This is a genomic window from Nostoc sp. CmiVER01 (assembly GCF_034531135.2).
Classification (GTDB): Bacteria; Cyanobacteriota; Cyanobacteriia; order Cyanobacteriales; family Nostocaceae; genus Nostoc.
Map to the genome: position 1 here is coordinate 316,179 of NZ_JAVRBU020000008.1, position 24,083 is coordinate 340,261.

Genomic DNA, 24,083 nt, shown 5'->3' on the forward strand with positions numbered 1-24,083 from the left:
CAATTTGAAAGAGGTAAACTCACCACCTACTTAATTCAAGTTTCAATCCCTAATAGGGATTTTGATGAATTGCAATCTTGAGGTGTTTGGCTTTAATCTGGAAAACAGCAAGTTTCAATCCCTAATAGGGATTTTGATGAATTGCAATCGGGGACAAATAGAGTATCAGTGTTACTAAAAAAGGTTTCAATCCCTAATAGGGATTTTGATGAATTGCAATTCCGCAATATGGTGCTAAGTTGATTTTTATTTATGTTTCAATCCCTAATAGGGATTTTGATGAATTGCAATTATGACCCCGCTACTGGAGAGCCAATCAAAGACCCGTTTCAATCCCTAATAGGGATTTTGATGAATTGCAATGTGGGACTCGGATAAATATAAAGATAATTATTTACGTTTCAATCCCTAATAGGGATTTTGATGAATTGCAATTCAACATCAGCATACCAACCGTACTGATTGAGTGTTTTGTTTCAATCCCTAATAGGGATTTTGATGAATTGCAATATGGGCAGCCGCTAGGTCAATTTCTATAAATACATGTTTCAATCCCTAATAGGAATTTTGATGAATTGCAATACATTGTAAAAATATTTTCTGATGAATTTCCAATGTTTCAATCCCTAATAGGGATTTTGATGAATTGCAATTCTTAGAGAAGATATTTTTATATCAAAGTTTTTGTCTGTTTCAATCCCTAATAGGGATTTTGATGAATTGCAATAGCACCAAGACTGATTGAATATAATCCGGGTGCTGTTTCAATCCCTAATAGGGATTTTGATGAATTGCAATGCAATGGACGCAAGCAGGGCAGCGCCAAGCAACTGGATTGTTTCAATCCCTAATAGGGATTTTGATGAATTGCAATAACTAGAAAAAGTTGCAGACTCATTAGAGGAGAGAGTTTCAATCCCTAATAGGGATTTTGATGAATTGCAATTCTAGTTTCGCCAAACAATCATCGCAGACAACAGCGTTTCAATCCCTAATAGGGATTTTGATGAATTGCAATTTTTGCCAGAGGATATTTATGGCGCTCCTCCAGAGGGTTTCAATCCCTAATAGGGATTTTGATGAATTGCAATTCTAATCCATTGCTGCTTTTTAGAATCCCAAAACCGTTTCAATCCCTAATAGGGATTTTGATGAATTGCAATCTTTTGGAATCGTTCATCATCGTGATGGTAAGCGAGTTTCAATCCCTAATAGGGATTTTGATGAATTGCAATGAGGTTGTAATATGTTTTTATCAGTTTTATATCTGTTTCAATCCCTAATAGGGATTTTGATGAATTGCAATCTTGCACCCTTTGCAGCCGTAGATATGAAAGCTTACGTTTCAATCCATAGATACTTTATCAAGGTACTTTTACCTGCCCCTTTGCAGCCGTAGATATGAAAGCTTACGTTTCAATCCCTAATAGGGATTTTGATGAATTGCAATGGGAACACCGCCCTTTAATAAAAATGCAAATCTCGTTTCAATCCCTAATAGGGATTTTGATGAATTGCAATTCATTAGAGGTATCAGCCGATGAATTAAGCGGTAGCTTAAGTTTCAATCCCTAATAGGGATTTTGATGAATTGCAATTGATTGGGTGCGATCGCCACGAACTAATGACCAATGTTTCAATCCCTAATAGGGATTTTGATGAATTGCAATAAGAAACTATTCAAGGTGCTGTTTGTGAAATCGCTCGTTTCAATCCCTAATAGGGATTTTGATGAATTGCAATTTGGCGGAATCGATTTTGCAAATCGCGTAGTACATGGTTTCAATCCCTAATAGGGATTTTGATGAATTGCAATTAGAAGTCTCAGCAGATGAGTTAAGTGGTTCCTTGAGTTTCAATCCCTAATAGGGATTTTGATGAATTGCAATATACGGGCAACTTTAGTATTTTCACCATACTTAGATGGTTTCAATCCCTAATAGGGATTTTGATGAATTGCAATTAAGCGGATGTGGGGCAGGTCATCAATACGGTTATTGGTTTCAATCCCTAATAGGGATTTTGATGAATTGCAATTTGGGACTGCTTACCCATCAGTGGCGGGGGCATGGTTTCAATCCCTAATAGGGATTTTGATGAATTGCAATTCGCCAGTGGGATATAGGGATTCCAGCTTAGTTGTGTTTCAATCCCTAATAGGGATTTTGATGAATTGCAATTAGCGATCAAGAATTTTTTCTTATCAGCCTTAGCTCTGGTGTTTCAATCCCTAATAGGGATTTTGATGAATTGCAATTTGAAATCCCATGTTTGCGTACCAATATTTGAAAGTTTCAATCCCTAATAGGGATTTTGATGAATTGCAATCAGGTTGAATCGGAGGAGAATTGTAGTAGAAAATGTTTCAATCCCTAATAGGGATTTTGATGAATTGCAATCTGAGAATTTACTTTGCTAAGAGCATTAAAATGATTTAGTTTCAATCCCTAATAGGGATTTTGATGAATTGCAATCTTTCTAGCTGATTTGGAGGACGATTAACATAGGGGTTTCAATCCCTAATAGGGATTTTGATGAATTGCAATTTCAGCAGATGCAAAACTCGCAGTTCCAGCAAGGTTTCAATCCCTAATAGGGATTTTGATGAATTGCAATCCAGAACCAGGACGCTTACCACCAGTATTAGGACGAGGTTTCAATCCCTAATAGGGATTTTGATGAATTGCAATATCTCTAATAGATTGTGGCAAATCTTCCCACTTCAGTTTCAATCCCTAATAGGGATTTTGATGAATTGCAATATTACTAGGAAGTTTTCAAGATACAGAGCAAAATTTAGAAGTTTCAATCCCTAATAGGGATTTTGATGAATTGCAATGTGTTTGTCCAACTATTAACTTTTGGGGAACAGGTTTCAATCCCTAATAGGGATTTTGATGAATTGCAATCAAACTAACTAAATTGGGGAGCATACAAACAAACTGTTTCAATCCCTAATAGGGATTTTGATGAATTGCAATTAAACTGTCCCCAAAATTCTAAGCGAAGGCAACGAGTTTCAATCCCTAATAGGGATTTTGATGAATTGCAATGCAGCGAGATGATGCATTTCCTGGGGAAGTCATCGGTTTCAATCCCTAATAGGGATTTTGATGAATTGCAATTTAACGATTATTTGGAAACAGTCGCGGCTAGATATCCTGTTTCAATCCCTAATAGGGATTTTGATGAATTGCAATCTGCCAGAGAAAATTTTATTTGCCTCACCAGAACTAGTTTCAATCCCTAATAGGGATTTTGATGAATTGCAATCGATATGCGCTCTCAAGATTACTACAGGAAAGTGAAAGTTTCAATCCCTAATAGGGATTTTGATGAATTGCAATGACACAATTATCACTGTCGATAACGGAATAAGTGCAGTAGTTTCAATCCCTAATAGGGATTTTGATGAATTGCAATAAGGTATTATTCCTCGCAGGTGGGGACAGGAATACAAGGTTTCAATCCCTAATAGGGATTTTGATGAATTGCAATTGAATTAGGGAAATATGGCTCAACTGCTTATGAATATGTTTCAATCCCTAATAGGGATTTTGATGAATTGCAATAAATAACTGATTTTCCTAGTACTTATCCTCCAGGGTTTCAATCCCTAATAGGGATTTTGATGAATTGCAATTTGAGTGCCTTGCAGCCTTTTGGGGTAGGCAATAGTGGTTTCAATCCCTAATAGGGATTTTGATGAATTGCAATAGAATAGGTAATCCACAGACGGTTATCGAGCTATTGTTTCAATCCCTAATAGGGATTTTGATGAATTGCAATTTAACTTCCGCAGATTCTACATTGATAATCTCAGTTTCAATCCCTAATAGGGATTTTGATGAATTGCAATGCATTGTTCTCTAATATTTTTCTCTACTTGCTCAAGAGTTTCAATCCCTAATAGGGATTTTGATGAATTGCAATTTCAAATGCCTCTGCATTGCTTAGGGAAGGAACTATACGGTTTCAATCCCTAATAGGGATTTTGATGAATTGCAATCTGCCTGTTATTAGACAAGCAGGATCTACTACCACAAGTTTCAATCCCTAATAGGGATTTTGATGAATTGCAATCATTAACCAGTCCTAATCTCTGGGCTACCGATATGTTTCAATCCCTAATAGGGATTTTGATGAATTGCAATCCCGATCAATCAGGTAGAGGATCTGCGCTAGCTTTGTTTCAATCCCTAATAGGGATTTTGATGAATTGCAATCTGAAAATACTTATATTGAAAAAGCCCTTGCAGTGTTGTTTCAATCCCTAATAGGGATTTTGATGAATTGCAATTGTAGCTTGTACCTTGCTTTAACACTACTGTTTGAGTTTCAATCCCTAATAGGGATTTTGATGAATTGCAATTCTATATAGCAACCAAATAACCATTAGGTAATCCTAAGTTTCAATCCCTAATAGGGATTTTGATGAATTGCAATGACTAGACCCTTCAAACTGTGTCCCAACCAAATCAGTTTCAATCCCTAATAGGGATTTTGATGAATTGCAATTCTATGGATACCATGAGCAAAGTTAGGCTTAATATGTTTCAATCCCTAATAGGGATTTTGATGAATTGCAATAGCTTAGAATCTGCGATCGCTTCCATAACGTTAAGTTTCAATCCCTAATAGGGATTTTGATGAATTGCAATCCGCTAACCGCCTAGAAAGCTTCTGGCTTAACTTAGTTTCAATCCCTAATAGGGATTTTGATGAATTGCAATGTTGTCCCTTACTCAGCTACCCCAATAAACCTCAAAGTTTCAATCCCTAATAGGGATTTTGATGAATTGCAATAAATAAGCTATCCAAGGAAGTCTAGGTTTTTTAGGGTTTCAATCCCTAATAGGGATTTTGATGAATTGCAATGAAGTACCAGCAATTGTGCCAGCTTCCATCTGCAAGTTTCAATCCCTAATAGGGATTTTGATGAATTGCAATATTCCGGTGTCCATCCTTTCAAAGCGGTTGTGCGTTTCAATCCCTAATAGGGATTTTGATGAATTGCAATATTTCAAGTATACATCGCTTGTGGAGCCAGCATTGTTTCAATCCCTAATAGGGATTTTGATGAATTGCAATGGTCGTCCTTATGAGGGTTAAAAAAATCCCTGCCTGTTTCAATCCCTAATAGGGATTTTGATGAATTGCAATAAGAGACGGATAATAGCTGATAGTTTAGTTACAAGTTTCAATCCCTAATAGGGATTTTGATGAATTGCAATAGTTTTGCTGCTGGTACGGTTCCTGCCGATATCCAGTTTCAATCCCTAATAGGGATTTTGATGAATTGCAATTTATATTCTTCCTATTCCCAAGATTGCTTGTAAGGGCAGTTTCAATCCCTAATAGGGATTTTGATGAATTGCAATTTTATTCCTTGCTAATAAATTGCATAAAAAAGTCGTATTAGTTTCAATCCCTAATAGGGATTTTGATGAATTGCAATTTTACGCTCGTCCTCCCACCCTAATCGGCTCATGTTTCAATCCCTAATAGGGATTTTGATGAATTGCAATATCTACGGGATCAGGCTGTGAAATTATTGGCTGTGTTTCAATCCCTAATAGGGATTTTGATGAATTGCAATGGTAAAACTTTTACCGCTACCAATCGCGCCTGCCAGTTTCAATCCCTAATAGGGATTTTGATGAATTGCAATTGGCGTGTGTCGCATGGCTATGGCGCAGAAAATGACGTTTCAATCCCTAATAGGGATTTTGATGAATTGCAATAAGCATACTTACCTTTGTTTGCGCCTAAGTGGCCGAGGTTTCAATCCCTAATAGGGATTTTGATGAATTGCAATTAACTAGTCCTTTAAGTCGTTCTTGAGTACCTTGTGTTTCAATCCCTAATAGGGATTTTGATGAATTGCAATTATGGGGCTCCTATAGGAGTAGTACTACCTTATGGAGGTTTCAATCCCTAATAGGGATTTTGATGAATTGCAATGCTCTAAGTTACGATAGCTGCTTGCACACTGTGTGTTTCAATCCCTAATAGGGATTTTGATGAATTGCAATGCAATTAAGTCGCTGTTAGAGGCGGGAAAGTCTGAGTTTCAATCCCTAATAGGGATTTTGATGAATTGCAATTTATCCTCAGCATCAGACTCCAGTGGTTAATATTGGTGTTTCAATCCCTAATAGGGATTTTGATGAATTGCAATTGAGCGATCGCTCTATCAGCACCTTCAATAATTTTGTTTCAATCCCTAATAGGGATTTTGATGAATTGCAATGGGGAATTTTTTGGTGGAATACCTGGAGCGATCGGTTTCAATCCCTAATAGGGATTTTGATGAATTGCAATCCAAGAGTGACGGTGAGTAAAGCTTTTCGCACAATGTTTCAATCCCTAATAGGGATTTTGATGAATTGCAATGACTCAGCTTAATTACTTGTTGTATATTCAGAACTGTTTCAATCCCTAATAGGGATTTTGATGAATTGCAATTAAAGCTAACTCAAAAGAGAAATCAAAGTTGATGCTTGTTTCAATCCCTAATAGGGATTTTGATGAATTGCAATCTGCGAGCGTCACCCGTAAGTCAGCCTGTAGACGTATCAGGTTTCAATCCCTAATAGGGATTTTGATGAATTGCAATTGTTGGGATTTGCTCTGGTACTTTATCTACAGCCAAAGTTAAAGCGTTTCAATCCCTAATAGGGATTTTGATGAATTGCAATAAAAAGGCCATGTCCTTAGCTTGCGGAAAAAGTTGGCTAGTTTCAATCCCTAATAGGGATTTTGATGAATTGCAATCACTCTACTCCATCAACCGTTTTGGTTTGAGTATGCTGTTTCAATCCCTAATAGGGATTTTGATGAATTGCAATATTATTAATAGTAACTATGTGGTTAGAATTAGTGTGTTTCAATCCCTAATAGGGATTTTGATGAATTGCAATTGATTTTATAGGGATTGATCATTCCAATAACAATGATTTGTTTCAATCCCTAATAGGGATTTTGATGAATTGCAATTCAGTTTTGTTTTTATTAGGGAGTTCTAGAAATGCCTGTTTCAATCCCTAATAGGGATTTTGATGAATTGCAATATTTCAGTGCTGTGTATACTTATTGGGTGGTTTTTGCATGTTTCAATCCCTAATAGGGATTTTGATGAATTGCAATATGAATGCGAGAGCCTCTTCCACACATTTGCACTAGTTTCAATCCCTAATAGGGATTTTGATGAATTGCAATTAGAGCGATTAGCAGTACTCTCAGCCACTGGTACTTCAGGGTTTCAATCCCTAATAGGGATTTTGATGAATTGCAATGTTTACAGATGGCTCTAAAACAGAATGTTGTAAAGGTTTCAATCCCTAATAGGGATTTTGATGAATTGCAATGCCACAAGATGATTCATTGTAGATTCTAAGCGCTGCTTGTTTCAATCCCTAATAGGGATTTTGATGAATTGCAATCTCGTTCACCAACTTGATGGAATGAAAGTTGATGTGTTTCAATCCCTAATAGGGATTTTGATGAATTGCAATAAGGGAATGCACTGGAATTACTAAATACCACTATTGAAGTTTCAATCCCTAATAGGGATTTTGATGAATTGCAATCAATACAATAATGATAGTTCTTTTGGCAGTATAAGTTTCAATCCCTAATAGGGATTTTGATGAATTGCAATCAGTTAAAGCTTTCATAGCCGCATCAGTCCCGTGTTTCAATCCCTAATAGGGATTTTGATGAATTGCAATTCTATCTGTCCTCTTTCAATGGCGTTGTCAAAAAGTTTCAATCCCTAATAGGGATTTTGATGAATTGCAATATGATGGCTAGTCAGTCGGGTACGCTAAGAATAAAATGTTTCAATCCCTAATAGGGATTTTGATGAATTGCAATAATATCAATATTGGCTCTCCAATCTACTAATAATCTGGTTTCAATCCCTAATAGGGATTTTGATGAATTGCAATCGTTTGCTAAAATGGCAGCGATCGCTAAACAAGTTGTTTCAATCCCTAATAGGGATTTTGATGAATTGCAATATGAAGATTGGTTCTATCAGTCCATTACTGCCAAGTTTCAATCCCTAATAGGGATTTTGATGAATTGCAATGGATGCGATCGTCTCCAATTTCTTAGAAATTGGCTTGTTTCAATCCCTAATAGGGATTTTGATGAATTGCAATCTTGTATTTTCCCCACTCCCTTTTTCCTGCCATCAATTAATAGTTTCAATCCCTAATAGGGATTTTGATGAATTGCAATTCAAGATGATCAAAATACTTTTAGCCCTCCTTTCTGGTTTCAATCCCTAATAGGGATTTTGATGAATTGCAATTTCCATCACCTTGATTTTGTGCTAAAATCCGCATTCTTGGGTTTCAATCCCTAATAGGGATTTTGATGAATTGCAATTTAAGATTTTTCAGTCCGAAGTCAAAAATCAATTTGTTTCAATCCCTAATAGGGATTTTGATGAATTGCAATTCATAGTCATATTTACCACTACCGCGAATCTTGGCAGTTTCAATCCCTAATAGGGATTTTGATGAATTGCAATAAATCTAACCACGCTTTATATTTGTCATACCGGTTTCAATCCCTAATAGGGATTTTGATGAATTGCAATCACAAGTGTTGCTAGTAGTGAACCAATTACCAATGGTTTCAATCCCTAATAGGGATTTTGATGAATTGCAATGAAGATTATCACATTAGGCGAGTACAAGGGGATTTTGTTTCAATCCCTAATAGGGATTTTGATGAATTGCAATATAAAGCGCCACGCCAAACGAGGCAGGCGATACAGTTTCAATCCCTAATAGGGATTTTGATGAATTGCAATAAAACTATATTTTACCTCAGTCTACTAACTAAATATGTTTCAATCCCTAATAGGGATTTTGATGAATTGCAATTCTATGTATTTGAAGTAGTAGAAGTTCCTGAAGGATTTAAGTTTCAATCCCTAATAGGGATTTTGATGAATTGCAATTCAATTAGATAAGTAGAGTGGCATGATTACTATGTTTCAATCCCTAATAGGGATTTTGATGAATTGCAATTTTGCTGGTAAGGATGGTGAGATGTACAACTTCTCTGGTATCGTTTCAATCCCTAATAGGGATTTTGATGAATTGCAATCTAAGCTTCAACCAGGTGATATTGTTATTCAGTATGTTTCAATCCCTAATAGGGATTTTGATGAATTGCAATAACTATTAGTAGCATAAGTTAATTTGTATCCATTCCCGTTTCAATCCCTAATAGGGATTTTGATGAATTGCAATCTCGCTTGCATCTTTCTATTGCTTGCGATCGCGTTAAAGAAGGTTTCAATCCCTAATAGGGATTTTGATGAATTGCAATTACTACTTTTAGTAACTACAATACCTTTACTGCCCATGTTTCAATCCCTAATAGGGATTTTGATGAATTGCAATTATAGCCATCATCATCTAGCCAAGAAAAATAGAAAGTTTCAATCCCTAATAGGGATTTTGATGAATTGCAATTTTGTAAAATACCGTCCAAAGTTTCGGCAGAATCGTTTCAATCCCTAATAGGGATTTTGATGAATTGCAATGTTGCAATAGTACCAGTAATATAAGTACTTATTCTGTTTCAATCCCTAATAGGGATTTTGATGAATTGCAATTCACCACTGCCACCAGTCCCCGTGTTATGGTCTTCAGGCGGGTTTCAATCCCTAATAGGGATTTTGATGAATTGCAATATGCTCCGGTGAACAAGTATCTTTGTCTTAAAAGTTTCAATCCCTAATAGGGATTTTGATGAATTGCAATGGAAAGCAGTTATTTGAAGCATTACGCAAATTAAGTTTCAATCCCTAATAGGGATTTTGATGAATTGCAATGCGATCTCAAGAAGCTGCAAGCGACTGATGCGGGTTTCAATCCCTAATAGGGATTTTGATGAATTGCAATTCAAACGCTTGCCCATCAAAATCAATTGTGTCTGTTTCAATCCCTAATAGGGATTTTGATGAATTGCAATTAGCCTATCCGTACAGAGTTGGTAATTCTTGGATTGTTTCAATCCCTAATAGGGATTTTGATGAATTGCAATTGATTTAGAAGCTGAGTTGGCATTTATTCAAAAGGGTTTCAATCCCTAATAGGGATTTTGATGAATTGCAATCTGCTTGAATCCCTTCCTTCACTGTTTTTAAGTAGTTTAAGGTTTCAATCCCTAATAGGGATTTTGATGAATTGCAATTTGACCTTACGAATGCATCAAGCGGAAGAGTGGGTTTCAATCCCTAATAGGGATTTTGATGAATTGCAATTTCAAGCAACAATCCAGAGTGGTTTGAGTGGTGGTTAGTTTCAATCCCTAATAGGGATTTTGATGAATTGCAATGGTTGGGTCAGTCGTAACTGTAGTTTCTGCATGGTTTCAATCCCTAATAGGGATTTTGATGAATTGCAATCTCTATCGCTAATTTCGTAAGCATCAAGCGATGAGTTTCAATCCCTAATAGGGATTTTGATGAATTGCAATGATCGCTTTTGGTATGGGCATCGCTTTTTTCTTGGGTTTCAATCCCTAATAGGGATTTTGATGAATTGCAATCTCTAACTCCCACCTATGTATCTTCTACTAGTAGTGGGTTTCAATCCCTAATAGGGATTTTGATGAATTGCAATCGGCTAGTAGTTGCGGCAGCTTCGGTTTTTGCGGCGTTTCAATCCCTAATAGGGATTTTGATGAATTGCAATTAAATCGTTTGGGTTGGTTTTGGGATTCTAAAAGTTTCAATCCCTAATAGGGATTTTGATGAATTGCAATACTAAGCAGCGAATTAAATAGGATATCCAAATGGGATATTTGTTTCAATCCCTAATAGGGATTTTGATGAATTGCAATGTTGCTATTGAACCTGAGAAGCCTATAGAAATTGTTTCAATCCCTAATAGGGATTTTGATGAATTGCAATCTGCATATCTTTTTGCAGGTACACGCGGCACTGGTAAGTTTCAATCCCTAATAGGGATTTTGATGAATTGCAATTGGGAGCATCCACAGAGAAAGGGGCTTCACTCAAATGTTAGAGTTTCAATCCCTAATAGGGATTTTGATGAATTGCAATTTACGTCTAATCTGGTGCTGTAATCTCCATTATCTGTTTCAATCCCTAATAGGGATTTTGATGAATTGCAATTTTAATGAATTGAGGTAATTATCTAATTTATTTCTGGTTTCAATCCCTAATAGGGATTTTGATGAATTGCAATTCAACTTATTATCACATCCAGCTATAAATAAGTGCAGTTTCAATCCCTAATAGGGATTTTGATGAATTGCAATTTTGACAACATTATTTTTCGGGTATATTCTGAGGTTTCAATCCCTAATAGGGATTTTGATGAATTGCAATTATAGAGAATATGTTGTTTGAGTGCTATAAATCTGTTTCAATCCCTAATAGGGATTTTGATGAATTGCAATTAAATTGGGGCAGTTAATCGAATCGACTCTTTCATGTTTCAATCCCTAATAGGGATTTTGATGAATTGCAATCTCACGGACTTAATATCCTGCTTGCACAGGTTCTGTTTCAATCCCTAATAGGGATTTTGATGAATTGCAATCTGCACTAAAATTTTGTATCTACAACTAGGCTTAGATCGTTTCAATCCCTAATAGGGATTTTGATGAATTGCAATACGTGAAGCTATGGGTGAAAGGGAGGTTGATAATCTTAAAAGTTTCAATCCCTAATAGGGATTTTGATGAATTGCAATTAATGATATCTGGGAATTATTGAACGCTGGAACTGCTGTTTCAATCCCTAATAGGGATTTTGATGAATTGCAATGATTAACAATGACTCTCCCAGATGATTTTAGTCCTTTTGGTTTCAATCCCTAATAGGGATTTTGATGAATTGCAATTCCTCCTGTAATGCCTGGTGAAAATGTTGTGATTCCCGTTTCAATCCCTAATAGGGATTTTGATGAATTGCAATTCACCCACAATCGAGGCACACGTCAGCCACTATGTTTCAATCCCTAATAGGGATTTTGATGAATTGCAATTAAAAGCTTTTATCAATAATTGGGAAGAAGGATTACGTTTCAATCCCTAATAGGGATTTTGATGAATTGCAATGCAAGAACTCTCAACAATTCAAAGTAGTGTTAATGTTTCAATCCCTAATAGGGATTTTGATGAATTGCAATTGCCACAATCGACGTTGGTACTACTACCGTACTTGTTTCAATCCCTAATAGGGATTTTGATGAATTGCAATGTGATGTCTCTACCGCCAAGCAATTGCTGCTGCGTTTCAATCCCTAATAGGGATTTTGATGAATTGCAATAAGAAATAAGTGAGCTTTTAGAAAGACAAATTAAACGTTTCAATCCCTAATAGGGATTTTGATGAATTGCAATTATCTCTAAGTAAATCCTCAATAGCTTTATTATAAATGTTTCAATCCCTAATAGGGATTTTGATGAATTGCAATCAGTGCGAATGAGCTTGTTTAACTCTTCTGGAATCTGTTTCAATCCCTAATAGGGATTTTGATGAATTGCAATAATCTGCAATAGCACCCGCAGCCATCCCCCCAACAGGTTTCAATCCCTAATAGGGATTTTGATGAATTGCAATTTTTCTGCAACCGGTGCGATCGCCCAACAGATTGCTCGTTTCAATCCCTAATAGGGATTTTGATGAATTGCAATTAGCGATCGCCTCTATGTCAAACCCTGGTTCTGTTTGTTTCAATCCCTAATAGGGATTTTGATGAATTGCAATCCAACGCCTTAAAACTCAACAATCTAGCGCACTTGTTTCAATCCCTAATAGGGATTTTGATGAATTGCAATTCTCAGGCTCAATGGAAACTGCGTAATCTTTCTGTTTCAATCCCTAATAGGGATTTTGATGAATTGCAATACTGGCGATGGTGGTTCTGTAAGTGGTGGTGGCGGGTTTCAATCCCTAATAGGGATTTTGATGAATTGCAATTTTAAATAAAAGCCCCAATTATGGGGCTTTTGAATTAGGTGTTTCAATCCCTAATAGGGATTTTGATGAATTGCAATCTCCAGCATAAAAAGCTCGTCTGGTTTCTTGCAATTGGTTTCAATCCCTAATAGGGATTTTGATGAATTGCAATCTGAGTTACGGATTATCGATCCTGAGTCTGGGTTAGGTTTCAATCCCTAATAGGGATTTTGATGAATTGCAATAATTTGAAGAGCAGGTTGATAAGCAGCTAAGATTATTGTTTCAATCCCTAATAGGGATTTTGATGAATTGCAATTTTAGACTTTCAGATTTACAGGGAAAAAATAGCTGTTTCAATCCCTAATAGGGATTTTGATGAATTGCAATATTATAGCGACGACGGCACAAGCGATGCAGGCTGTATGTGTTTCAATCCCTAATAGGGATTTTGATGAATTGCAATTATGGTAGGGAGGGCAGTTAATGGGAGCGTGGCTGTTGTTTCAATCCCTAATAGGGATTTTGATGAATTGCAATTCAAAGAAGTTATGTACGGATATCCAACCGACAAAAGTGTTTCAATCCCTAATAGGGATTTTGATGAATTGCAATCACGCCTTCTATGCTCAATTGAGGTTGTCCAACGGTTTCAATCCCTAATAGGGATTTTGATGAATTGCAATGATTTGTTCGGTCTTACCCCAAATGGTAATCTGGGGTTTCAATCCCTAATAGGGATTTTGATGAATTGCAATTACCAGTTTTACTATCAATAGCTGCACTTCTCATTTGAATTTCCCGTTTCAATCCCTAATAGGGATTTTGATGAATTGCAATTCCTCTTGGATTTCCTCGAATCTTGCCGAATCTTCTCAGTTTCAATCCCTAATAGGGATTTTGATGAATTGCAATGCAGCCGCGTTGCTGTCATTAGCTTGCTCGGATGTTTCAATCCCTAATAGGGATTTTGATGAATTGCAATGGAACTATTCTTAGAAGCAGCATCAATTTCGATGCGTTTCAATCCCTAATAGGGATTTTGATGAATTGCAATCACAGTGGCATTCCTTGTTCTCGCGGTACGAAGGGGTTTCAATCCCTAATAGGGATTTTGATGAATTGCAATTCTTACGAACGCAGGTGAGCAGTGTAGTACTCGCTTCTTGTTTCAATCCCTAATAGGGATTTTGATGAATTGCAATATGGCTTGGTTTCTTAGCTCAGAAACTACTGATTCGTTTCAATCCCTAATAGGGATTTTGATGAATTGCAATTGCCGGAACGCACATGGAAGTCATCCCCTGCTCTGGCAACGTTTCAATCCCTAATAGGGATTTTGATGAATTGCAATAGCGGGAGCCGGAAACCCAAGGTATATTTAGTTTTCAAGGTGCGGTTGCGCGAGTTAAAAGCAATCATAGCATTAGAGAATTTGTTTGGAAAGAGTATTAGGAAAGTTTAAAGGCTGAAATTGTGTATTGATAAGCATTTCAGAGGTTGCGCGGATGAGGATTAGGCTACTAATGGTTTGAAAGCCTTATTGGAGTTGGGATAGAAGCACTTTTTTGGAGCTGAGGAATTTGTACACCTACCCTTCCGCGCATTGTTTAAATTGAGAATAACAACACCGGATGCAATACTGCGTGGGTTTCGCCTTGAGTTAAAATTTCTGACCTGTAGTAACTTCAAATCTAACTTCTCCTTGGTCGCTAATTCCTAAGTCGCCTCGAATTAACCCAAAGGATGACTTGAAGCGCAATCCTAAGCCGTAACCAAAGCCACTTCCAGGTTTGTTTCGCAGCACTCCTGGTTCTCCTAATACGGTTTCGCTAGACCCGAAATCAGAGGCGAGGTCAGTAAAGAGAACTCCTCCGATTGACTGTAAAATTGGAAAACGATATTCAACAGAAGCTAAACCATAACTGCGACCACTGGCAACTTTACCATAACCATAACCTCTGACAGAATCTAGCCCACCAATATTAAAGGCATCAGCTGGTGGAAAGTCTCCAATAGTCGTACCAATTTGTAAATTAATTGCCAACATTTCTGGATTGTCGGTTAGTCTACCATTTCCTATCCAACTGACTGGTAAATACTGAATATAGTCTCCCTGTAGGCGGTTGCTGGAAATATTACCCAGTCCAATGGGAATCGCTTGTTCTGCGCTGAGGGTGAGGATTGATCCTTGAGTCGGATTATCTCGGCGATCGCGTTGATCTCTTGATACAGCAAATGATACTGTAAATAGATCATCAATGCCAGTACCGCTCACAGATAGGGGACTTCCTAATCTATCGACCTGTACAACGTTATATTCGCGATCGCGTAGGCTAATCCGGGTATAGTTGAGAGCGACTGATGTATCCCACTCATCAAAAGCTCTTAAAAGTGCTACAGAACCGCCAAATCTTCCCTCTCGCACTTTGTCGCCGTTGGACAATCTGATATCTTCGTTGAAGGTTCCTGATATATTTCGACTACGAAAACCTCTAATGCTATAGCCTAAGCGGTTTGGTTCTCCAAGACGATAAGGACTAGTGAATTGACCATCAAACTGGATATCTTTACTGCTGAACTGCACAGTTGTATCTAATTTATCGTTAAGACCGCTAATATTTGCATCTCTGTAACCCACCCGTCCGTATAGGCCAACATCACCGTTACTTCCGCCTCCTAAGATTATAGAAGGGAAACTACGCTCTTTGATTTTATAGATGATATTAACGCTAGAAGCATCTTCTTCTCGCTCAACATTGACTTGATTAAATGACTCTAATCTCCTCAATCGTTGTAAGTCTGCTTGAAGTAAATCTTCACGGAATACCTGACCAGGTTTGAGTCTCAGCAAACCAATGATAAAATCTGTCTGAGTTCGCCCTTTGATTGGCTGACCTTTATCATCAAACAATTCGCCTATGCCATTAACAAAACGAATTTGGATGTCTTTGATAACTTTTTGGGAAAATTCAAGGGTTTGGTTATCTCCTGAAGTCGCTCCTATGTAATCACCATATTTGGCATAATTTCCTATACGGTTCGGAGCTTCTGGGGTAACAATAACACTAGATCCATCCTGAGTACAAGATTGCGAGTCTGCAAGAGCCTCTGGATTTTTCCCACCCACTAACATTACTGCGATTGCAATTACAGTTATTTGAACTCGCATATTGAAAATTCGTTAGTGTTATTAAGTTTACCACCTCTAGCGGATGTATTATGCGTAAGTTCCATATGAACTTTGCTATTGGGTATCCCAAAATCCCGTTGTTTGCGCCAGTACTTAGTATAAACTGTCCGCCATCGCTCTTGAAAAAGTCCCCAAAGGTCTAGAGGTTGCGCTGCTGTCAGAAAAAGGTATAGTTTAGAAAATAGAACCTTTTACCAAATTCTATGACAAAGAAATACTCAGGTTTTAAGCTCTTATTTAGTTTTTTATAAATAATTATCATTTGCTAAATCCACTGATAAATAACAAGCCATGAGAGAAAAACCTAAACAAAAAATGCGTATCTGGGCAACCTGGTGTCATTTATCAGCCTTATTAGGGTGGATATTATTGGTGTTTTTAGTATTTATTGGTATTCCATTATATTTACCTTTAAATCTTTTAGCTCCCTTGATAATTTGGAGATTAAAAAAAACACAATGTCCCTGGATTGATTTCCAAGGTAAAGAATCTATAAATTTTCAAATTTCTTTAACATTATCTACTTTATTTGTTATTGGTATATCCTTAGTTATATTATTTACTAGCTTTAGTATTGCAGTAACTACCAATGCTTCAAGTGATAAAATAAAAGATACTTTAGATAATTTATTACTTATACTTATATCATTAATTTCATTTAAACTTGTACTACAATCGTTTGTAGTGAGTTTTGCCTCTATCAAAGCTTACAATGGTGAACATTATCGTTACCCTTTGACAATTAGAGTTTTACGATAAAACCATGATTAAACCTATTTTATTTAATATCTACAATTTTCAAAGAAATATTTTAGATTATGATAGATGAAATAATTTTGTTAATTAAATTGGATAATTAGAGGAGTAAATAATAATATGATTGGGATTGCGATCGCAGGCACTGGATTTGGTCAAAAAGTCCACATCCCTGGATTCCAAGCGCATCCTCAGACTGAGGTAGTTGCTGTTTATCACCGAGATATAAATAAAGCTAAAGCTATAGCAGAATCTTATAATGTTCCCCACGCCTCTAATTCACTTACAGATATTGTGGCATTGCCAGAAGTGCAAGCAGTTAGCATCTCTACGCCGCCATTTTTGCACTATGAAATGGCAAAAACTGTATTGCAAGCTGGCAAACATTTATTATTAGAAAAACCGATAACTTTAAATGTAGTTGAGGCTAAAGAACTTTATCAATTAGCTAAAGAGAAAAGCGTTATTGCAGCTGTAGATTTTGAATTTCGCTTTGTACCAGGATGGCAGTTGTTTGCTGAATTATTGTCAGAAGATTATGTGGGTAAGTTACGCTTAATTAAAATTGATTGGTTAGGTTCTTCTCGTGCTGATACTTCACGTCCTTGGAATTGGTATTCCCAGAAGGAGAAAGGAGGCGGTGCATTGGGATCTTTGGGTTCCCACGCTTTCGATTATATTCACTGGTTATTCGGGCCAGTCCGTAGATTAAACGCCCATTTAACTACTGCTATTCTTACACGAGTTGACCCTGTTAGTGGGGAATCAAAGCCAGTGAATACAGATGACAACTGTATATTAACACTGGAATTAGCAGATGGTACACCTTGCCAACTTTCTATCAGTGCAGTGGTTCATGCACCAAGAACTCATTGGATAGAAGTATATGGCGATCGCGGTACATTAATTGTGGGTAGTGAAAATCAAAAAGATTATATACATGGTTTTCGTGTTTGGGGTTCCCGCCCAGGTAAACCCCTAACAGAAATAGAAATACCAAATCGATTAACTTTTCCGAAAAATTATGCTGATGGGCGCATTTCAGCATTTATCCGCGTAGTAGACCAATGGGTGCAAGGAATTGACCGCAATAAGGAAATTATCCCATCGTTGCGAGAAGGAATTTATTCTCAGTTATTGATGGATTTGTCTCATGAATCGCATCAAAATGCAAGTTGGATAAATGTACCAAGCTTGGAAGAATTTCTTAGCAACTAAAAATAAAATGAGCAAAACTCCCCGTATTCCTATCCCGCCAGAAGTCAAGAAATACGTTTTTCAACGTGATAAATACCAATGCCAAAGCTGTGGTAAAACTACTATAGAAACTAACCTTAGTATCGACCATATCATTCCCCTTGCCCGTGGTGGTCAACATGATATCAGCAATTTACAAACCCTTTGTTTAACTTGCAATCAGCAGAAAACAGACAACATTGATCCTCGCTTCCAGCGATATTTTGAGCTTTAGGTTAGGATCGGATGGGCTATTAGTTTATGATTACATATGCCACGAAATCACAATAGCAATTCCCTAAGATTCCTCAACATTAGAACTACGATTCTCTACCTTTTTACTGTCATAGCTGTTTTAGTAGTAGCCTTTCCTTGGTTATATGAGGTTAAAACTAAAGCTGGGATCAATATATCACGTAGCCGCCATGCAGGAACCTTTTTTGAGAAACATACCCACGGACTCTTCAGGTGTGAGTGGCTTTATCCCTACCATTGCGATCGCTCTCAGATGAAGTAAAGGAAGTTACAAAGGAATTCTGAAGTAAAACAGAGTTTATTATCTGATTAACCAAGATTTTACCCCACCCTAACCCTCCCCTTTATAAGGGGAGGGAACGGATTTTCTTGTTTCCCCCAAAACTCGTTAAATTATAAAAGCGAGAGGATGTCCTTATAAAGGGGAGGGAACGGATTTTCTTGTTTCCCCCCTTTCTAAGGGGGGATTAAGGGGGGTAAAACGTATGTGGGACAAGCATTTTTAGTTTAAGTTGATACTAATGCACCACTGTAGTGCTCCTACATCTATCCCAACTGGCTTGAGATCATGCTGACATCAACAGCTAACTTTTTACCCAACTTGAGCAACTGAAGACACTGATTATCTGCTTCATTACCAAGGGGAGTGATACACACCGGCGCTATCTGACTGTGCAGACAACTAAAGTATAGTTCCTGCGATCGCTGTAGGGAGACATGAATATTTAGTTGATCCCCAACATCAATCAATCGTTCCAACAGTTGGATATCTGCATTAAAACTATCATTGGCATCGTGCAATAATTGCCAAAGCGATCGCGCAATTAACTGTTCTAACATCCGTTTACCGTCGGGAATATTCAGCCGACAACGCAGATGTTTTGCTTCAGTAGCGATCGCCTCTAATTCTAAGATGTGACTCCAACTCTTTTGGGGATCAGCGATATCTTGCTCAAGCGATCGTAATGTCATCAAACAACGATGCCCTAAAGCAATATCTGCTGCAACCTGTAATTCTTGCGGTACTGCTATTTCATCTCGATGAAACGCCATCAGCACACCATAATTATCACGGTACGCTTGGGTATACAACTGTCCTAAACGTGCCAGTGTTTCCTCAGTAAGTAGCCCCATAATCCGGTGGCGTTCTTCAGCAAATAGATTCTGTAAGTTGAAAGCCTCTTCGCCAAATAGCTGTGTCATTGCCAAAATAGTATGAGCCGCGCTAGCTTGTTTTAGCGCCCCAAACAGCTTTTCTTTTAATTGGCTGTAGTTACGCCGTCCGGTAAATTGCTGAATGCCGCAGTGGAAATCCCAGCCTCCCAAATGCAGAACCGCAAATACCAAGTGTTCACTTTCCCAAGTAATCTCTGATACCAGCTTTAAATTTCCTACAGCTAGAGTTAGCGATCCCATCCGTTGCATCTGGTAATCTAGCTCATTGGCAGCATAGCAATAAACCCGCTTCTGGTAACGCTGAGGCTGTTTATCAGTAGCATCTTTTCTAGATAAAGAATTGTGCGCCTCTGCTGGTTTCTGATTGGTAAATAGGGAAGTAATGGCGTAATGGGCTGCAACTTGCTTAAAGCCAAGTTGGGCAGTTAACACAAGTTGACGATAAATTTCCGCACCGTGTTTGAACTGATCTACATTACTGGGGGCTAAACCAAGACGTTTGACGAAGCCTTTTTCCAACTGCACACCTGCCACTTCCCCTGCCAATTCCAAAGCACGGGCGGCATAGCGCAGAATTTGTGTCCCTTCTGGACGGGAAATTTCTTCAAAAAACCAACCGCAACTAGTGAACATTAACAAAGCGTGACGCTGCATTTCTAACAAGCGCAAAGCGTCTACTTGTTCTGCTGCTGTTAGTTTATGGGTTTGATGACGGGCGAGGAAACGATTGACATTGGTAGCAGAGCGATCGCGCATTACTTGGATATATTCATCCCGTGCTAGCCAGGGATCGCGAAATAACTGTCTACCATGTTCTGTATACACCTCAGTTAGTTGATCTCGCAGCCAATTTAGCGAATCTCGTAAGGGACGACGCCATTTCTGATGCCAAACTGAGCCTTCTCCACCGCAACCACAATCATCCTCCCATCTGCCGACACCGTGGGCGCAACTCCAAGCTGTGACTGACTTTAATTCCACTTCCCAACTAGGAGAATTTAAGCTCAGGTAGTGGGCAAAGTTCGTTACCGTCCAACCTTGTTGAGGAAACTCTTTAGTAAAGGCGTAGGCTAAAGTTTTCTCAGTTCCCTTTTTGTGGTGTCCGAAGGTTTCCCCATCTGTTGCCACCGAGATTAACTGGGCCAGACGATGATCCCCACGCACCGCCGAACCAATACGTCCGGCAAAGTGACTGGAATTATAAACCACATCACTAAAACCCATGTCCCGCGATATCGGGCCATCGTAGAAGAAGATATCAATGTAAGGGGTAGAGACGCGATTAATCGCGTCTCTACTAGGGAGTGGGGAGTGGTTACTATCCTCATTCCCTACTCCCAATTCCCTACTCCCTTCTTTGATCGCACTCAGAGGTGAAGATGAAGTGTCTAGTGTGGGCTTCAAATAACAACGATAGGGACGGGTGGAATCAATCTGACTACCGCCTACTTCAATCCATTCAGGATGGGGACGTTCTGGAGTCGGGAGGGGACGGCAACGCAGTGCTTGAGACGGTGCAAGGATAATGAAACGAATACCCTCAGCAACAAGAGCTTCTAGGGTGGCGTAGTCTACAGCAGTTTCTGCTAGCCACATGCCTTCGGGATCGCGACCAAAGCGGGAGCGGAAGTCTTCTTTACCCCAGCGAATTTGGGTATATTTGTCGCGTTCATTCGCCAGAGGCATGATGATGTGATTGTATACTTGCGCGATCGCATTCCCGTGACCATGCAAGCGATCGCTACTCTTGGCATCCGCCTCTAAAATACGCTGATAAACCTCCACATCGTAGCGTTCTAGCCACGACATCAGCGTTGCCCCAATATTAAAACTGAAATACTCATAATTGTTGACGATCCCCACTACTTCGCCTTGGTCATTTAAGACTCTGGCAAAGGCGTTCGGACGATAGCATTCCCAATGAATCCGCTCATTCCAGTCATGGAAAGGTGCAGCGCTCGGTTGGCGTTCAATTGCGTCCAGATAAGGGTTTTCCCTTGGTGGCTGGTAAAAATGACCATGCACCGTCACATAAACACCATTAGCCTTTCTCAAGGGATCGGTTTCTTTAGTGTTATTGGGATCTGAATGTAATGTTAACGTTGAGCCAGAGCTAGCTGGCATTTGGGCAGCAGAAGTCATGTATATTTATCCAAAACAAAAAACTTACAGTTGTACCGAGAACATTGTGCGTAAACCTTTCTACAATAGTTTGAACACAAAATCCGGTATAAATAACAACTATGGAATCCGACTAAATTTTGACAAAGCTGTTTTATTGTAGTGGGAAATCTGCGTTATCGCACAGCCCTTTCCCTGAAGGCTTAAAGTAATTAGCCATTGAACAAAGCCTCAGTTAGGGGTTTTCTCTTGTTGGGAGTCAATTAAAATTTTAATTGTCTTTTAATAATTAAACCCCATTTTTGATGTAAAATCTTGGCTCAAATTCATAGTTTTGCAACAAAATATTACAAAAACTCATTATATCGCAATCTTATTTTACATACAGCGCAATGAACTGAAAACAGTACAATTTCTGAATTGCTCTACAGGTGGTTGAGAGTATCCTATGAAAATGCTGATATGAAAGTGATTGTTAATTCAACACTCCAAACTTAAAACTTAGGATTGCTCGCTGTGAATGATACCCTCAACTTAAGACAACGGATGTCAACTAAAAACATTATTCTTCTAGTTTTATTACTATTTATCCCAGTTTCTATAGCAGCCCATCTTCTGGGATGGGGAGAATTGATCGTTTTCATTACAGCTGGATTAGCAATTCTGCCCTTAGCAGCTTGGATGGGTACAGCCACAGAAGAAATTGCTGTTGTAGTTGGGCCATCATTGGGGGGTTTGTTAAATGCCACATTTGGCAATGCAACAGAACTAATTATCGCCCTAGTGGCGCTGAACGCTGGGTTAATAGATGTAGTCAAAGCCAGTATTACGGGATCGATTATTAGCAACTTACTACTAGTGATGGGTTTTTCTATGCTTTTAGGAGGACTGCGCTACAAAGAACAGACATTTCAGCCAATTGTGGCGCGGGTGAATGCTGCTTCGATGAATTTGGCGGTGATTGCCATTTTGATGCCGACGGCGATGAATTATACTTCTCAAGGAATTAACGAACAAACACTGCAAAATCTTTCTATTGCTGTTGCTGTAGTATTAATTCTGGTTTATGCCTTAACGCTGCTATTTTCGATGAAAACTCACTCCTATTTATATGATGTGGGTGTTGCAGAGACAGAAGAAGAGGAGATTCCTCATAAAAAACCAAATATGATGTTGTGGGTTGGCGTGCTGCTAGTATGTACCTTGCTAGTGGCACTTGAATCAGAAATGCTAGTAGATTCTCTGGAAGTGGCCACATCTCAGCTAGGTTTGACAGCGCTGTTTACAGGGGTGATATTGGTTCCCATCGTTGGTAACGCGGCTGAACACGCCACAGCCGTCACCGTAGCGATGAAAGATAAGATGGATCTTTCCCTTTCGGTAGCTGTGGGATCAAGTATGCAGATTGCCCTATTTGTCGCACCCGTGTTAGTTATAGCAGGGCGGATATTCGGACAACCAATGGATTTGGATTTCAAACCCTTTGAATTAGTAGCTGTGGTTGTGTCAGTGTTGATTGCAAACAGTATTAGTTCTGATGGTAAATCCAATTGGCTCGAAGGCACTTTGTTATTAGCTGCTTATACAGTGTTGGGTTTCGCCTTTTACTTCCATCCAGTTATGGAAGGTATGGGGTAGTTTAGCAGTGCGATCGCTCATAGTTTAACCCAAAGCAAGCGATCGCACTCGAGCGTGAGTCATGACAGAGCCAATTTTAGATTTTAGATTTTCTACACCAGATATCAGCAATAGTTTTTCTAACCCCAAAAGACAAAAAACTCTTCTTTCTCACTAAAAAACCGCAGAACTTAATGGAGAAGATAAAATTCCCAGTCTTAGTTAAGACTTTAAATGATTAAAACTAAAGTACCTATGACTATCAACCCAGTTCCTAAAATAATCTTCCAGGTTAATGGTTCTCCCAGAAAAATCACTGAAAACAATAAAACTAATACTAAGCTTGATTTATCAATTGGTGCAATCAGGGAAGCTTTTCCGGCTTGTAAAGCTTGGAAGTAAAAAATCCATGATAAACCTGTAGCTAATCCAGATAATAATAAGAAAATTATCGTTTTTTGGGGAATGACTAAGATATTAACTGCGTTTCCCTGAAAAAATACAATCCCCCAAGCAACTACCAAGATAACAACAGTTCGGATTGCTGTTGCTAAATTAGGGTTCACATTTTCTACCCCAATTTTGGCAAAGATAGTTGTCAATGCTGCAAAGCCAGCCGAAAACAATGCATATATCCACCACGTTTTGCTGTTGCTTTCCATCTTCCCTCTTGATTCACCAGTCAAAATTAGCAATGTCATTTAGGCTCATGTTAAATTAAATTACTGCATACAAACTACGATCGTTGATTTACAGACAAGTCTTAAA

At 38.3% G+C, this 24,083-nt stretch carries 8 protein-coding genes and 2 CRISPR repeat arrays (1 of these 10 only partly in view); of the genes, 5 read left to right on the top strand and 3 right to left on the bottom strand.

Going from position 1 to position 24,083, the window contains the following annotated elements:
• Nucleotides 1–1,307: a CRISPR direct-repeat array (repeat unit 37 nt; unit sequence GTTTCAATCCCTAATAGGGATTTTGATGAATTGCAAT) (it extends 466 nt beyond the left edge of the window).
• A 106-nt stretch (nucleotides 1,308–1,413) separates the two neighbouring features.
• A CRISPR array of direct repeats spans nucleotides 1,414–14,315; the repeat unit is 37 nt; unit sequence GTTTCAATCCCTAATAGGGATTTTGATGAATTGCAAT.
• Between the two features lie 309 nt (nucleotides 14,316–14,624).
• Nucleotides 14,625–16,133: a BamA/TamA family outer membrane protein gene (locus RMZ43_RS15985; RefSeq protein WP_322652324.1), complete on the bottom strand. Its 1,509-nt coding sequence runs from the start codon at nucleotides 16,131–16,133 to the stop codon at nucleotides 14,625–14,627.
• 312 nt (nucleotides 16,134–16,445) lie between these two features.
• Between RMZ43_RS15985 and RMZ43_RS15990 the strand changes: the two genes are divergently transcribed.
• The 4 genes from RMZ43_RS15990 (at nucleotide 16,446) to RMZ43_RS16005 (ending at nucleotide 18,663) form a co-directional block, all read left to right on the top strand.
• The gene (locus RMZ43_RS15990) at nucleotides 16,446–16,913 is read left to right on the top strand and encodes a DUF4870 domain-containing protein (protein WP_322652325.1); all 468 of its coding nucleotides are present in this window, start codon (nucleotides 16,446–16,448) and stop codon (nucleotides 16,911–16,913) included.
• Nucleotides 16,914–17,030: 117 nt separating this feature from the next.
• The gene (locus RMZ43_RS15995; protein ID WP_322652326.1) at nucleotides 17,031–18,128 is read left to right on the top strand and encodes a Gfo/Idh/MocA family protein; all 1,098 of its coding nucleotides are present in this window, start codon (nucleotides 17,031–17,033) and stop codon (nucleotides 18,126–18,128) included.
• Between the two features lie 7 nt (nucleotides 18,129–18,135).
• Nucleotides 18,136–18,381, top strand: a complete 246-nt coding sequence (locus RMZ43_RS16000) for an HNH endonuclease (RefSeq protein WP_322650138.1) — start codon at nucleotides 18,136–18,138, stop codon at nucleotides 18,379–18,381.
• A 36-nt stretch (nucleotides 18,382–18,417) separates the two neighbouring features.
• Nucleotides 18,418–18,663 carry a hypothetical protein gene (locus RMZ43_RS16005; protein ID WP_322652327.1) on the top strand — a complete coding sequence of 82 codons (246 nt, stop codon included), beginning with the start codon at nucleotides 18,418–18,420 and terminating at the stop codon, nucleotides 18,661–18,663.
• 284 nt (nucleotides 18,664–18,947) lie between these two features.
• Here RMZ43_RS16005 and RMZ43_RS16010 read toward each other — a convergent pair whose 3' ends face one another.
• Nucleotides 18,948–21,719 carry a DUF3536 domain-containing protein gene (locus tag RMZ43_RS16010; RefSeq protein WP_322652328.1) on the bottom strand — a complete coding sequence of 924 codons (2,772 nt, stop codon included), beginning with the start codon at nucleotides 21,717–21,719 and terminating at the stop codon, nucleotides 18,948–18,950.
• A 525-nt stretch (nucleotides 21,720–22,244) separates the two neighbouring features.
• On the opposite strand from RMZ43_RS16010, the gene cax reads away from it, so the two are divergent.
• Nucleotides 22,245–23,336 (top strand): calcium/proton exchanger, encoded by a 1,092-nt coding sequence (gene cax / locus RMZ43_RS16015; protein ID WP_322650141.1) that lies wholly within the window; start codon nucleotides 22,245–22,247, stop codon nucleotides 23,334–23,336.
• Nucleotides 23,337–23,545: 209 nt separating this feature from the next.
• Here the strand turns inward: cax and RMZ43_RS16020 are convergent, their stop codons facing one another.
• Nucleotides 23,546–24,016, bottom strand: coding sequence for an EamA family transporter (locus tag RMZ43_RS16020; RefSeq protein ID WP_322652329.1), 471 nt, complete (start codon nucleotides 24,014–24,016; stop codon nucleotides 23,546–23,548).
• Nucleotides 24,017–24,083: the final 67 nt, after the last annotated feature.